The sequence below is a fragment of the Kitasatospora sp. NPDC002551 genome (genome assembly GCF_040296005.1).
GTDB lineage: Bacteria > Actinomycetota > Actinomycetes > Streptomycetales > Streptomycetaceae > Kitasatospora.
This window is the reverse complement of the sequence record NZ_JBEOWI010000041.1, coordinates 72,141-84,688: the sequence shown is the minus strand read 5'-3', so window position 1 is coordinate 84,688 and position 12,548 is coordinate 72,141. Positions and strand designations below refer to the sequence as shown.

At 75.6% G+C, this 12,548-nt stretch carries 12 protein-coding genes; 6 read left to right on the top strand and 6 right to left on the bottom strand.

The window, feature by feature from the left end:
- Nucleotides 1-115 precede the first annotated feature (115 nt).
- The gene (locus ABT093_RS28940) at nucleotides 116-1,276 is read right to left on the bottom strand and encodes an iron-containing alcohol dehydrogenase (protein WP_350569447.1); all 1,161 of its coding nucleotides are present in this window, start codon (nucleotides 1,274-1,276) and stop codon (nucleotides 116-118) included.
- Nucleotides 1,277-1,418: 142 nt separating this feature from the next.
- Here ABT093_RS28940 and ABT093_RS28935 point away from each other — a divergent pair, with 142 nt between their 5' ends.
- Nucleotides 1,419-2,435, top strand: a complete 1,017-nt coding sequence (locus ABT093_RS28935; protein ID WP_350569446.1) for a LysR family transcriptional regulator — start codon at nucleotides 1,419-1,421, stop codon at nucleotides 2,433-2,435.
- A gap of 1 nt (nucleotide 2,436) precedes the next feature.
- Nucleotides 2,437-3,858, top strand: a complete 1,422-nt coding sequence (locus ABT093_RS28930) for an HNH endonuclease (RefSeq protein ID WP_350569444.1) — start codon at nucleotides 2,437-2,439, stop codon at nucleotides 3,856-3,858.
- Between the two features lie 90 nt (nucleotides 3,859-3,948).
- Here ABT093_RS28930 and ABT093_RS28925 read toward each other — a convergent pair whose 3' ends face one another.
- Nucleotides 3,949-5,205 carry a nucleotidyl transferase AbiEii/AbiGii toxin family protein gene (locus tag ABT093_RS28925; RefSeq protein ID WP_350569443.1) on the bottom strand — a complete coding sequence of 419 codons (1,257 nt, stop codon included), beginning with the start codon at nucleotides 5,203-5,205 and terminating at the stop codon, nucleotides 3,949-3,951.
- Entirely contained in the window at nucleotides 5,202-5,897 is a 696-nt protein-coding gene (locus tag ABT093_RS28920; RefSeq protein WP_350569441.1) for a hypothetical protein, read from the bottom strand. The genes ABT093_RS28925 and ABT093_RS28920 overlap by 4 nt, the downstream gene beginning before the upstream one ends.
- Before the next feature lie 43 nt (nucleotides 5,898-5,940).
- Between ABT093_RS28920 and ABT093_RS28915 the strand changes: the two genes are divergently transcribed.
- On the top strand, nucleotides 5,941-6,273 hold the full coding sequence (locus ABT093_RS28915) for a hypothetical protein (protein ID WP_350569440.1): 333 nt from the start codon (nucleotides 5,941-5,943) through the stop codon (nucleotides 6,271-6,273).
- On the opposite strand, the gene ABT093_RS28910 is transcribed toward ABT093_RS28915, so the two are convergent.
- The 3 genes from ABT093_RS28910 to ABT093_RS28900 form a co-directional block, all read right to left on the bottom strand.
- Nucleotides 6,260-7,483: an MFS transporter gene (locus ABT093_RS28910; RefSeq protein ID WP_350569438.1), complete on the bottom strand. Its 1,224-nt coding sequence runs from the start codon at nucleotides 7,481-7,483 to the stop codon at nucleotides 6,260-6,262. The two genes, ABT093_RS28915 and ABT093_RS28910, sit on opposite strands and share 14 nt — an antisense overlap.
- Before the next feature lie 222 nt (nucleotides 7,484-7,705).
- Nucleotides 7,706-7,999, bottom strand: a complete 294-nt coding sequence (locus tag ABT093_RS28905; protein ID WP_350569437.1) for an SH3 domain-containing protein — start codon at nucleotides 7,997-7,999, stop codon at nucleotides 7,706-7,708.
- A gap of 467 nt (nucleotides 8,000-8,466) precedes the next feature.
- Nucleotides 8,467-9,078 (bottom strand): TIGR03086 family metal-binding protein, encoded by a 612-nt coding sequence (locus ABT093_RS28900; protein ID WP_350569435.1) that lies wholly within the window; start codon nucleotides 9,076-9,078, stop codon nucleotides 8,467-8,469.
- A 182-nt stretch (nucleotides 9,079-9,260) separates the two neighbouring features.
- Between ABT093_RS28900 and ABT093_RS28895 the strand changes: the two genes are divergently transcribed.
- From ABT093_RS28895 to ABT093_RS28885, 3 genes are all read left to right on the top strand, one after another.
- Nucleotides 9,261-10,532 carry a PA0049 C-terminal domain-containing protein gene (locus ABT093_RS28895; protein WP_350569433.1) on the top strand — a complete coding sequence of 424 codons (1,272 nt, stop codon included), beginning with the start codon at nucleotides 9,261-9,263 and terminating at the stop codon, nucleotides 10,530-10,532.
- A 152-nt stretch (nucleotides 10,533-10,684) separates the two neighbouring features.
- Nucleotides 10,685-10,897, top strand: a complete 213-nt coding sequence (locus ABT093_RS28890; RefSeq protein ID WP_350569431.1) for a DUF5988 family protein — start codon at nucleotides 10,685-10,687, stop codon at nucleotides 10,895-10,897.
- A 245-nt stretch (nucleotides 10,898-11,142) separates the two neighbouring features.
- Nucleotides 11,143-12,546, top strand: coding sequence for an amino acid permease (locus tag ABT093_RS28885; RefSeq protein ID WP_350569429.1), 1,404 nt, complete (start codon nucleotides 11,143-11,145; stop codon nucleotides 12,544-12,546).
- Nucleotides 12,547-12,548 lie beyond the last annotated feature (2 nt).

The following is a 12,548-nucleotide window of genomic DNA, read 5'->3' as shown; positions in this document are numbered from 1 at the left end:
TGGTACTGCAGGGGGGACCCTGTGGGAGAGTAGGACGCCGCCGAACAAATTGTGAGAGAACCCCCGCCGGTATTCCGGCGGGGGTTCTCTGCGTTTCCGGGCAAGCCTCGGACCCTCAGGCGTAGATCTCGGCGTAGAGGTCCTGGATCTGGGCGGCGGTGGGGACGGCGGGGTTGTTGGCGGGGGATCCGGAGGCGAGGGCCTGCTCGGCCATGAGCGGGGTGAGGCGCGTCCAGGCGTCGTGGTCGATGCCGTAGCTGCGGGGGGTGGGCACGTCGAGGTCGCGGCAGAGGGCGCGGAGGGCGTCGACGAGCTTGCCGGCCGCCGCGTCGTCGGAGTCGGCGGTGCTCGCGGCGCCCAGGGCACGGGCGCAGTCGGCGTACCGGGCGGGCGCGGCGTGGACGGAGAAGGCCGTCACGGCGGGGAACAGCATCGCGTTCGACAGGCCGTGGGCGACGTGGAAGTGGGCGCCGATCGGGCGGCTCATGCCGTGCACGAGGGCGACGCTGGAGTTCGAGAAGGCGATGCCGGCCTGGGTCGCGGCGAGCATCATCGCCTCGCGGGCCTCGGCGTCCGAGCCGTCCGCGTAGGCGCGGCGCAGCCGGCGGCCGATGGTGCCGATCGCGGTGAGGGCGAGGCCGTCGGAGAACGGGTTGGCCTTGCGGCTCACGTACGCCTCGACGGCGTGGGTGAGGGCGTCGATGCCGGTGTCGGCGGTCAGCCGGGGCGGCATCGACATGGTCAGTTCCACGTCGATGACGGCGGCCAGCGGCAGGAAGGCCGGTCCCGGGCAGAGCATCTTCTCGTCGGTGGCGCTGTCGGTGATGACGGTGAACTGGGTCGCCTCCGAGCCGCTGCCGGCGGTGGTGGGGACGGCGATCACCGGCAGCGCCGGCCCGTGGTTGACGCGCGGTGCCTTGTAGTCGCGCATCTCGCCGCCCTGCACGCCCAGCAGGGCGAGGGCCTTGGCGCTGTCCATCGGGCTGCCGCCGCCGAACCCGATGACCGAGTCCGCCCCGTGCTCGCGCAGCGCCGCCAGGCCGGGGAGCAGCGAGTCGGTGGTCGGGTCGGGCACGGTGTCGGCGAACAGCCGCGGCTGCAGCCCGGCGTCGAGCAGGGTCGCGGTCAGCCGCCGGGCCGCGCCGTTGCCGACCAGGAACGCGTCCGTGACGACGAGCGGGTGGCTCAGCCCCAGTTCCCTGACGACCTCGCCGAGTTCGGCGGCGGCGCCGCGGCCGACGCGCAGGATCCGCGGCAGGGACAGGCCGGCGACCATGGGGCACCTCTCGACGGTGGGAGAGCGGTGGCCGGTTGCGCCGGCCGGGACGGTGAGGTCTCGACTGTGCGGCCCGCGCGGGTGTGCGTTCAATCGCCAATCGCGCAGACGGGGTGTGCACAACTGCAGATAGGCTGGCCCGGTGCGCTCCCGCTCCCGCCCGGTCGGCGACCGGCTCCGCGCGGACGACCTCCGCCACCTGCTCGCGGTCGCCCGGACCGGGCGGCTGGTGACCGCCGCCGACGCGCTCGGGGTGGACCACACCACGGTGTCCCGCCGCATCGCCGCGCTGGAGAGGAGCCTCGGTGTGCGGCTGATCGAGCGCGGCACGGAGGGCTGGGCCCTGACGGACGCCGGGAAGGCCGTCTGCGAGAGCGCCCGCGCGGTCGAGGACGCCCTGGTGCGCGCTGTCGACGCGGTGTCCGCTCAGGACGCGCCGTCGCTGCACGGCACCGTCCGGGTGAGCGCGCCGGACGGCTTCGGGACCGTCTTCGCCACCCCGGCGCTGGCCCGGGTGCGCCGCCGGCACCCCCGGCTGCAGGCCGAACTCATCACGGCGACAAGGGAGTTGCCCCTTCGGCCGGCGGGCTTCGATCTGGCCCTGACGATCGGTGGGCCGCCGCGCGGCCGGCTGGTCACCGAGCACCTCACCGACTACGCCCTGGGCCTGTACGCCGCTGACGAGTACTTCGCGCGGTGCGGGGCCCCCGGGACGGTCGCCGAGCTGCGGGAGCATCCGCTGGTCTTCTACATCGAGTCGATGCTCCAGGTCGGAGACCTCGACATCGAGCGCCATCTGCCCGGCGTCACACCGGCGTTCGCCTCCACCAACGTCTTCGCCCAGGTCGAGGCCACCCGCTTGGGGGCCGGGGTGGGGGTGCTGCCCGCCTTCCTCGCCGAACGGGCCGGGCTGACGCGGCTGCTGGCCGAGGAGGTGGACATCCGGCTGCCGATCACGCTGGCGGTCCGGCGGGAGGCGGTGACCCAGCCGGCCGTTCGGGCGGTGCGCGACGCCCTGCACCAGGAGGTCGCCGACCGCGTCGCCGAACTGCTCCCGGACCGGCCCGACGGCCGGGGGAACGGCGGCTGCGACCCGTCGGACCGCGCCAGCCGTGACGCTCCGGAGGGCCTCGGTCACCGGGAGGCAGGGCCGTCGTAGGGTGGGCGCACCGTACGACGACCCGATCGCGGACGGCCCCGATGGCGCGAACTCCCTTGTCCTGGCCGGCCGGACGCTGCATGCTCGGGCCGCGCAGCGTGCGGGCGGCGGCCGTCTCCTCGGTGGTGGCCAGGGCCTGCTCGGCGTGGTGCGGTCGCTGACCGGACTGCCCGAGGCTGCGGTGATCCCGCACCTGCTCGGCGCCGCCATGGTCTGGGTGGGCGCGCTGCGGGTGCTGCTCGCCGCCCGCCCGGCGCGGCGGCCCGCACCGGCCGGAGCGGGGCCGGTGCTCCCGGCGTCGGCCGTCCGGACCCCGGAGCACTCGGCTCACCTGCGACGACGACGGCGCCCGCCGCTCGCGCCGGTCGCCGGTTCGTCTACAGTCGGGCGGTCAGGTGAACGGAAGGACGTGGCAGGCGTGGGCGACTACGCGAAGTGGTACGACGAGATACTCAAGGCCGAGAGCCGGGCCAAGGGCGGCGAGCCCTGCCGGGTGTGCGGCGAGGCGATAGCGCCGAACGCCCAGTGGAAGCAGCGGGACCGCCATGTGTGCTCGCCCCGCTGCAACGCCACGCTCAAGCGCCGGCTGAACCGGCGGATCGAACGGGGCGAGGTCGTCCCGCCGCCCCCGCCCACGCCGGAGCCCGAGCCGCCGCGCGAACCCCTGGTGTTCCGGACCCTGGCCCAGGACGCGCCGTTCCCGTACGAGTTCCTGGGCCGCTCGCCGAGGCCGGGCGACATCGTGGAGCGCCACGGCTCGCGCACCGTCTACCTGCCGCTGGCGGTCCTGCCGCCGGAGACCGTCCCCTGGGAGGTCACCGTCGGGGCGCCGGAGCACTGGGACCTGGACCGCGTGGTGTTCGCGGTGCACGAGGAGACGGGCTCGACCTGCTTCTACGAGGTCGACGAGAGCGGCACCCGGACCTCGCTGCTGCTTGGCCAGTTCCTCGGCCCCCACCAGCTCGACACGTACGAGCCGTTCGAGGCCGGCGGGCGGACCTGGTGCTGGTACCAGGAGGTGGTCCGCGACGTCGACCAGGACGGCGAGCCGTACACCTGGACGGCCCACGTCTGCGGCCTCCAGGAGATTCCCACGCTGTGGACCCCCGCGTACGCGGCCCGCTCGGAGCGGCTCAAGCGCGTCAGCCGGGCGGCCGGCAACTACGCCGCCCGCATGCGCGCGCTCGGGCAGGAGGGCGAGATCGAGCGCCTGGACCCGCGGGAGATCTACGAGCGTGACGGCTGGTTCTGCCGGATCTGCGGGGCCGCCGTCGACCCGGACCTGTCCTGGCCGGACCTGTGGTGCGCCACCCTGGACCACCGGGTGCCGGTGACCGCGGGCGGCGGTCACACCGCCGACAACGTGCAGCTGAGCCACTGGCTGTGCAACCTCCGCAAGGGCGACCTCCTCCTCACGGAGTGACGGCCCCCGCCCGCCCGTGCTGAGCGTCCGACGGACGGGGCCCGGCCGGGGCCGCCGTAGAGGTGCTGCCCGTGCCGGGCTGCCAACCGGTCAGCCGGCCGACAGTTCGGCGGCGTAGCGGTCGGCGACCTCCGCCAGGTTGCCGAGGTGCCGGTTCGGGTGGCCGTGGTCGCCCAGGAGCCGGCGGGCGGCGGCGAGGTCGCCGTCCAGCAGCTCGCGGACGACGACCAGGGAGTTGGCCGGGGGCAGGTGGTGCCGGGTGATCCACTGCTGGACCGCGGCCATGCCCTCGCGGGCCAGGACCTCGCGCAGCTCCCCGATCAGCGGGGCGAGCCACTCGGCCCGCAGGGCGTACTCGCCGCGGCCGCCGAACGTGGCGGCGAGTCCGGCCACCAACTCGGCCGGGTACTCCTCGACCGGTTCGGCGAAGCCGGGGTAGTCCTTGGCGAACTCGTCCCAGTCGGCTTCGAGTTCGGCGAGGTCCCCGGGGAGCACCGGCCACCGGGCGTAGTTCTCCTCGGAGAGCGTGAACACCTCGCGCAGCAGGGCGTAGGAGACCGTGGCGGTGCGCGAGAGCAGCACCGCGTCGTAGAGGTCCTTGCCCTGCGGGTGGGCGTCCGAGACCAGCCAGAGGATCTTCCAGGCCAGCGAGAGCTCCGGGGTGGCGGCGAGCAGCGGGGCGCCGACGCCGGGCAGTTCGCAGGGCCGCGGGGCGGCGGGCAGGGGCTCGGTGAAGACGAAGTCCAGCTGGACGGTGCCGCCGGGCACGCCCGGCGCCGTCCAGGGCAGCACCAGCCGGCGTCCGGGGACCCGGCCGTACGTCCAGATCTCGTCGTCGACCGCCCGGTCGGCGTGCAGCCGGACCGCTCCGGAGAGCGCCTCGGCACCGGCGGCGAGTTCGGTGAGCATCCGGGTAGTGCGCGGGTCCTCCAGCGTCCAGTCCGCCGGGACCACCACGAAGTCCAGGTCGCCCGGCTCCCGGGCCTGTTCGCCGTACCAGGCGCGCAGCAGGACGCTGCCGCGCAGCACGAGGTGTCCGGCCCACGGGGAGGCGGCGACGGCGGACAGCACGGTGTTCAGGGCCTCGCGCCGGGCGGCGTGCCAGCGCTCGGCGAGGCCGGGGTCGGCGAAGACGGGTTCGCTCGGCCGCAGGGCCCGGCTGTACCCGGCGAGCGCGGGGTCGAAGACCGGCTGCTGGCGCACCGCCTCGTCGTCGATCGGCCGGATCGACCGGGGCAGGTCCCGCTCCTCCCGGACGTCCTCCGGCGGGGGCTGCTTGGGTACGAGCAGGTCCTCCCACGGCCCGTACGTGAGGACCTCCCAGGCGAGCGGACGCTTGTCGGTCATCGGGTCTCTCCTTCCGCGGTGCGGTCGTGCTCGGTCAGCCACCCCGCGTCCAGCGCCTCGGCGCTGTCCACGGCGACGAACTCGCGTTCCACCGAGACGACGTGGTGGCCGTTGGTGGTGAGGTCCGCGAGCAGTGCCTCCAGGCGGCGGCCGGCGGCGGCCAGACCGACCCGGCGGCACCGCTGGGTGACGAACCACTCGCGCCGGCCGTCCGCGCGCACCCGGCGCGGGTTGTGCGACAGGTGGGCGCCGTGCCGGACGGCGAGTTCGGCGAGCCCGGGCTCCGGGGCGGGCCCGGGCAGCAGCAGTTTGACGTGGTGTTCGAAGTAGCGGGCCGGGCCGTGGGCGGCGGCGTCCCCGTCCGAGGCCGGGACACCGCGGGCCCACGGTGTGGCCTCGATCTTGGTGCGCAGGACGGCGAACCCGGCCGCGGCCAGCCTCTCCGCGGTCCGGGCGGCCGCCGCGGCGACCTCCGCCAGCGGGCCGGCGGCGCGCAGGGTGAGCATCGGCTGCGAGGGCGCCGCGCCGCGGGCCAGCAGGATGTGAGTGCACTTCAGGCCGTGGTCGGCGGCCCAGGCGGCCAGCGCCTCGGCGGCGTCCGGCCGCACGGTGAGGTGCACCTCGAAGTCCCCCCGGAGGTCGGGGAGCGCCGGGGCGCCGTCGGGGCGCCGGTCAGGACGGGTGGCGAGCATGACGGCATCGTGCCAGGAGCCACCGACAAGGGATACTGACCGGATGCGTACGTACCCGCCGGCCGCCGCGGCCGTGAACCTGGTGATGGGTCTGCCGGCCGTGGTGCCGCTCTTCCTGCTGTGGTACTTCGCCGCCAACTGGCCGCTGGCGGCGCTGGGGTGGACGGAGGGGGAGCCGACCGAGAACGACGGGCCGCTGCCGTGGCTGGTGCTCTGCGGGCCGGTGGTGGTGGCGTGCGCGGCACTGTGGTGGCTGGCGAACGACGCGCTGCGGCGGCGCTCCGGGCGCTCCGGGCGGACCGGCGGGGGCTGGTTCTACTGGCCGGTGAGCGCCGGGCTGACCCTGGTGCCCACCGGTGTGCTCATCGCGATGTGACCGGGGCGGTCCGCACGGCGGTGGCGGCGGCGAGCAGCGCGGTGACGCCGGCCAGCAGCAGGACGGTGGTGGGGGTGGTGCGGTCGACGACGGCGCCGCCGAGCAGCGCGGCGATCCCGATGGTGGCCTGGAAGGACGAGGTGAACAGGACACCGGCGGCCTCGGGGGCGTGCGGTGCGGCGGCGAGGAACCAGCTGAGCGAGCAGACCGGCACGGCGCCGTAGGCGACGCCCCAGAGCAGCAGCAGCGCGGTGGCGCCGGGACCGGTGGTGCCGAGCACGGGCAGCAGGAGGGTGGCGGCGGCGAGCAGGGCGGCGGCCGCCGTGAACACCGGGCGCAGGGCGCGGGCGGCGCGCTGCCCGGCGAGCAGGTTGCCGAGCAGTCCGGCGGCGCCGTAGGCGAGCAGCAGCCCGCTGATCAGGCCCGGGCCGGCGTGGGTGACCTCGGCCAGGAACGGCGTGACGTAGGTGTAGCCGCCGAAGTGGGCGAGGACGATCAGGAAGGTCACCGCCAGGCCGGTGCGGGTGTCCCGGCCGGCGAGCAGCCCGCGCAGCACGCCGAGGCCGGTGGTGGTGGCCGGCGGCGGCAGCGGGGGCAGGCTCCACAGCAGGGCGGCCAGGACCAGCAGGGTGAGGACGCCCATCGCGGCGAAGGCCGCGCGCCAGCCGGCGAGCGAACCGAGCAGCACGCCGGCCGGGACGCCGAGCACGGAGCCGAGCGGGACGGCGGTGAAGATCACGGTGTGGGCGCGGGCCTGCCGGTCCGGCGGGACGAGCCGCGGGGCGAGCCCGGAGCCGATCGACCAGAAGGCGCCGATGACCAGGCCGAGGGCGACCCGGGCCGCCAGCACCGCCCCGTACCCGGGGGCGAAGGCGTTCAGCAGGTCGGCGGCCGCCAGGAGCAGCAGGAGGGCGCAGAGCATGGTGCGGCGGTCGGCCCGGCGGGTCGCGACGGTGACGGCGGGCGCGGCCACGGCGGCGACCAGGCCGGGCAGGGTCATCATCAGCCCGGCGGTGCCGTCGGAGATCCGGAAGGTGTCGCCGATCGGGGTGAGCAGGCCGACCGGCAGGATCTCGGTGGTGACGATGGCGAAGACGCCCGCGGTGACGGCGAGGACGGCGGGCCAACCGCCGGTCCGGGAACGGGTCCGGCTCCGTGGCGGGGAGTGCGGGGCGGGGCGGGCGGTGTCGGGCATGGCGGTGTCGGGCATGACGGTGTTCCTGTCCGGGCACGGTGAGTGATCGATGCCCGAAGTCCACCAAGCCGGAGGGGCGTTGGGCTGGCGAGAATCGGACGTCAACGATCCCGCGACCGCCCCGGACACGCCCGCGCGCACGGCCGGAGCCGTGCGCGCGGGTGAGCCGGGGCGGGGCGGGCCGCCGGGCCGGCAGGGGCGGACCGCCCACCACCGCCCACCACCGCCCGGACCGGCCTACCCCTGTGGTCCCTCGGCCGCCGTCACCCCCGAACTCCCCGCCGCGTCCTTGGCGAACGGCACGACGCCGGTGTTGGCGACATGCCGGGCGGCGACCCACGCGTTGCGGTCGCGCAGCAGGTACCAGATGTCGTTGCCGTCGATGTTCTGCGCCCTGACCTTCGACCGCAGCCCGATCTTGGCACCGAACGGGAAGGTGCCGACGACGGAGGAGTCGGTGCTGGGGAACTCCCGGATGTTGACTCCGATCTCGCTGACAACCGTCCCGAAAGGCTCGCTGGGTGTACCCATCTCTTCCTCGCTCTTCCTTCGTCGACGACACATGACCCGAGGCGGCACGGGTCCGGAAAGCGTGACCACGACGGTCCGCCCGTGCCGCCGCGAGCCTAGGAGGGCGACCGGCGCGATCGGCCGCTCCGGCGGCTTCTCGGCGATCCGTTCGCCCGGACCGGGCCGCCCGGGGGGCGTCGCGCCTCACCGGGTGAGCGGGGTCTCGCGGGTCGGGCGGGAGTGCCGGACCGGCACGGCGTGACCGGCGGGACCTGGGCCGAGGCGTGCGGGTACTTCGACGACGACCGGCTGGGCGCGCTGGTCCGCCTGATCGCGCCGATCAACGCGGCGGCCCGGATGAACACCGTCGTCCACCGGGCGGGCGGCCCGTACCGGCCCGGCACGTTCGCCGCGCTGGAGGAGCCGCAGGGGGCCCGACCGACGGGCGGGCCGCGGAACAGCGGCGGTCGGTTCGGCTTCCGGCCGGGTCAGATGCGGTCGGCGGACCACGCCGGGTCGCGCCCGGTGAGGGCCAGCAGCAGGTCCTCGGCGTCCGCGCCCGGCGGTGCGGCACGCGGCGGGTCGAAGCGGCCGGTGCCCACCAGATCGCGGTAGCCGCGGAACTCGGCGAGCGCGTACCGGGCGGCGCCCGGCGGCATCCGGCCGCGCTCGCCGAGCGCCCGGGAGAGGTCCCAGCCGTGCACGACCGTCTCGGCCGTCAGCTCCCGGGCGTACCCGCCGGCGTCCCGCAGGCCGTACGGCAGGTGGACCAGCAGGTCGGGGGCGCCGGGGCGGTTGAGCGCGCGCTGCGCGCTGCGCACCGCCATCGTCCACACGCCCAGCGGGTTGCGGCCGAGCACGTCGCCCTCGAACCGGTGGCCGATCTGCTCCGGGGTGTAGCCGGCGACCGCCTGGCACACCCACAGGTGCTGGGCCGCCAGGTGGTTCACCAGCGCGCGCACGTCCCAGTCGCGGCACGGGGTGGGCGCTGTCCAGCGGTCCTCGGACACCGCGCGCAGCAGCCGCGCCGTTTCGGCGCCGGCGGCCGCGTACTGGGCGCGGACCTCCGCGTGGAATCCGGGTGGGTGGGGACATTCCATCGCCGGGCCTCCGTCTCCTGCCCTGCTCACTCCCAGTAAACCGCTACGGGGCGTGACTCGCCAGGGGGGCCGGAGCCCGTTCTGTCGGGGATCTCCGGGTGTGGGCGCCCTCCGCGATCACGGTCCGTGGTGGCGGCGAGGCGCTCTGGTGAACGCCGGGAAGCATCTGTAGTGTCCACGTCATGACGATCGCCAGGCGCCGGGTCGCGCTCGCCGCGACCCTCATCGGCGCTCTCGCCGCCACCGCGCTCCCCGCCACCGCCGCCACCGCGCAGCCGGCCCGCCCCTCCTGCCGGAGCGTCGACTCCGTGCCGCTCGACCGGGAGCAGGCGCGCACCGCGGACCCGCGGACCGCCGCCCTGACCGACCGCGGCGGCCTCGGCGACTTCGTCCGCCGCTTCCCCGCCGCGCTCTGCGCCGCGCGCGGCGCCGCCGGGGCCGGCCGGATCGTCGACGCCTGGGGCGAGGCGCTCTGGCGGGCCGGCGTCGACCGGGCCCGGGGCAGCCGCCCCGGTGGCGACCTGCCGGCCGGGGACGACCGCCCGCTGTACTGGACCAGGGTCGCCATGACCATCCAACTGGCGCGCTGGCAGCCGGACTTCACGGTCGATACGGCGGCCCTGCGGCAGCGCTTCGAGGACGCCTCGCGCGGGCTGACCGACAGCGGCTTCGGCGCCCGGCCCGGGGTGCGCCGGATCCTGGTGAGCGGCTTCGACCCCTTCGGCCTGGACGCCGAGCCGCGCCGCGCCAATCCCTCGGGCTCGGCGGTGCTGCAACTGGACGGCCGGCGGATCACCCTCGCCGACGGCACCCCCGCCGAGATCCAGGCGGTGGTGTTCCCGGTCCGCTACGGCGACTTCGACCGGGGCATCGTCGAGCGCGCCTTCGGCCCGCGGCTCGCCCCCGGCCACCGCTCCGCCGACCTCGTCACCACCGTCAGCCAGGGCTACCCCGGCCTGTTCACCCTGGAGGCCTGGGCCGGCCGCTCCCGCTCCGCCGACCCCTACCCCGACAACGCCGGCGTGCTCTCCGGCGGCACCCGCGAGCACCCCGTCACCGCCCCCGGGCTCGGCCCCGGTGCGGAGTTCATCGCCACCAGCCTGCCCACCGGGCCGATGACGGCCGTGCAGCAACCGTTCCCGGTCAAGCTGAACACCACCGTGACCGAGATCCCGGCCGGTGCGAGCGCGCCGGTCGACCGGGCGGACGGTCCCACCCCCGGCTCGCGCGCGGTCGCGGGCGGCGGCGGGGGCTACCTCTCCAACGAGGTCGCCTACCGCAGCAACCGGCTGCGCCTGGAGCTCGCCCCTCAGCTGCCCGGCGGTCACCTGCACACCCCCGTGCTCACCGGGCTGCCGGAGCGCACCGACCAGCTCACCGGGCCGGTGTTCGAGCAGAACGAGGCCGCGATCGCCGGTGAGGTCCTGGAGATCCTGCGGCACTCGGCGGGCTGACGGGGCGAGGGCCGCGGCGCGCCGCGGCCGGATTCCGACCCCCCTAACCGACCCGGGAATGCCGCCGCTAGGGGTTATCCGGCGGCGGGCGGCTGCGTAGGTTCGGGGCCCCGGGCCGGCTCTCGCCGGCCACTCCCCCCGGAGGTATCACGATGACGGAGCCGAAGGCGAACATCCTGCTCGAAGGCGGCACGGCCGGAATCGACTTCGCGCGCGTGCGTGAGGTCGGCGCCGGTGAGAGCGTCGTCAAGGTCCTCGTCGGCAACCGGTACGAGCACTTCCGGCGCGCCGGCCGGACCGCCGAGCACGAGGGCGTCCCGCTGGACGTCTTCGAGTGGAGCGGCAGCACCTTCGTCGCCGAGTGACGCTGGCCGGGGGTGCCGGGGCCGGACGCGCGGATCCCGGCGTCCCCGGCACTCCCGGCGTCCCCGGCACCCCCGGTGACGGGTGCGGGACGAGTGCCCGTCCGGCCATCGCCCGACCGGAGGTTTTCCGGCCGGCGGGCCGGTCCAAAGGACAAATCCCGCCGATTTGGTACAAGGTGCCGCCTGCATGAGCATGGGCCTCCGCTCCACCGAGCGCGCAGGACCAGGAAAGGCACCACACCCTCATGCAGACCAGCCCGGCCGTGACCCGGAAGGCGTCCCCGGCACCCCCGGCGCCGCCGAACCCGGCGGCGCCCTCCCCGGCCCCGGCGCCGCCGCCCCGGTCCGCCGTCCGCCGCTTCGGCCTGCCGACCGCGACCGCCCTGGTGATGGGCAACATCATCGGCGGCGGCATCTTCATGATCCCCGCCGCGGTGGCCCCGTACGGGACGGTCAGCCTGCTCGCCTTCGCCGTGCTCACCGCCGGTGCGATCGCCCTGGCCCTGGTCTTCGGACGGCTCGCGCGCCGCGACCCGCGCACCGGCGGCCCCTACGTCTACGCCCGCGAGGCCTTCGGCGACTTCGCCGGCTTCATCGCCGCCTGGTCGTACTGGATCACCACCTGGGTCAGCAACGCCGCCCTCGCCGTGGCCGCCGTCGGCTACCTCGGCGTGCTGTGGCCCGCCGTCGGCCGCTCCACCCCGCTCGCGGTGGGCTGCGCGCTGGCCGTCCAGTGGCTGCCCGCGCTCGCCAACCTGGCCGGCACCCGCTACGTCGGCACCGTCCAACTCGTCTCCACCGTCCTCAAGTTCGTCCCCCTGCTGGTCGTCGCGGTGGCCGGCCTCGGCTCCTTCGACCCGGCCAACCTCGGCCCCTTCGACGCGACCGGCGACGGCTGGCTCGGCGGGATGACGGCCGCCGCCGCGATCCTGCTCTTCAGCTACCTCGGCGTGGAGTCGGCCGCGATGAGCGCGGGCCAGGTCCGCGACCCGGAGCGCAACGTCGGCAGGGCCAGCGTGCTCGGCACGGTGGGCGCCGCCGTCGTCTACCTGCTCGGCACGCTCGCCGTGTTCGGCACCGTCGCCCACGAGCGGCTGGTCCACTCCACCGCGCCGTTCTCCGACTCCGTGAACGCCGTCTTCGGCGGCTCCTGGGGCGGCACCGCCGTCGCCGTCGCCGCCCTCGTCTCGATGGCCGGCGCGCTCAACGGCTGGACCCTGCTCTCCGCCCAGGCCCCCTACGCGGCCGCCAAGGACGGCCTGTTCCCGGCCGTCTTCGCGACCGAGCGCCGCGGCGTGCCGGTCGTCGGCGTCCTGGCCGGCGTCACGCTCGCCTCGCTGCTCACCGTGCTCGACTTCGCCTCCGGCGCGAAGGCCGCCTTCGACACCCTGGTGCTGGTCACCACCTTCACCGCGACCGTCCCCTACCTCCTCTCCAGCGCGGCCCAGCTGTACTGGCTGCTGCGCGGCGCCCGCGACCGCGTCGCCCCCGCCCGCCTCGCCCGCGACCTCACCCTCGCCCTCGGCGCCTTCGGCTTCTCCGCCTGGCTGGTCGCCGGCGCCGGCTACGCCGCCGTCTACCAGGGCGTCCTGTTCCTGCTCGTCGGCGTCCTCGTCCACACCGTCCTCGCCGCCCGCCGCCGGGCCTGACC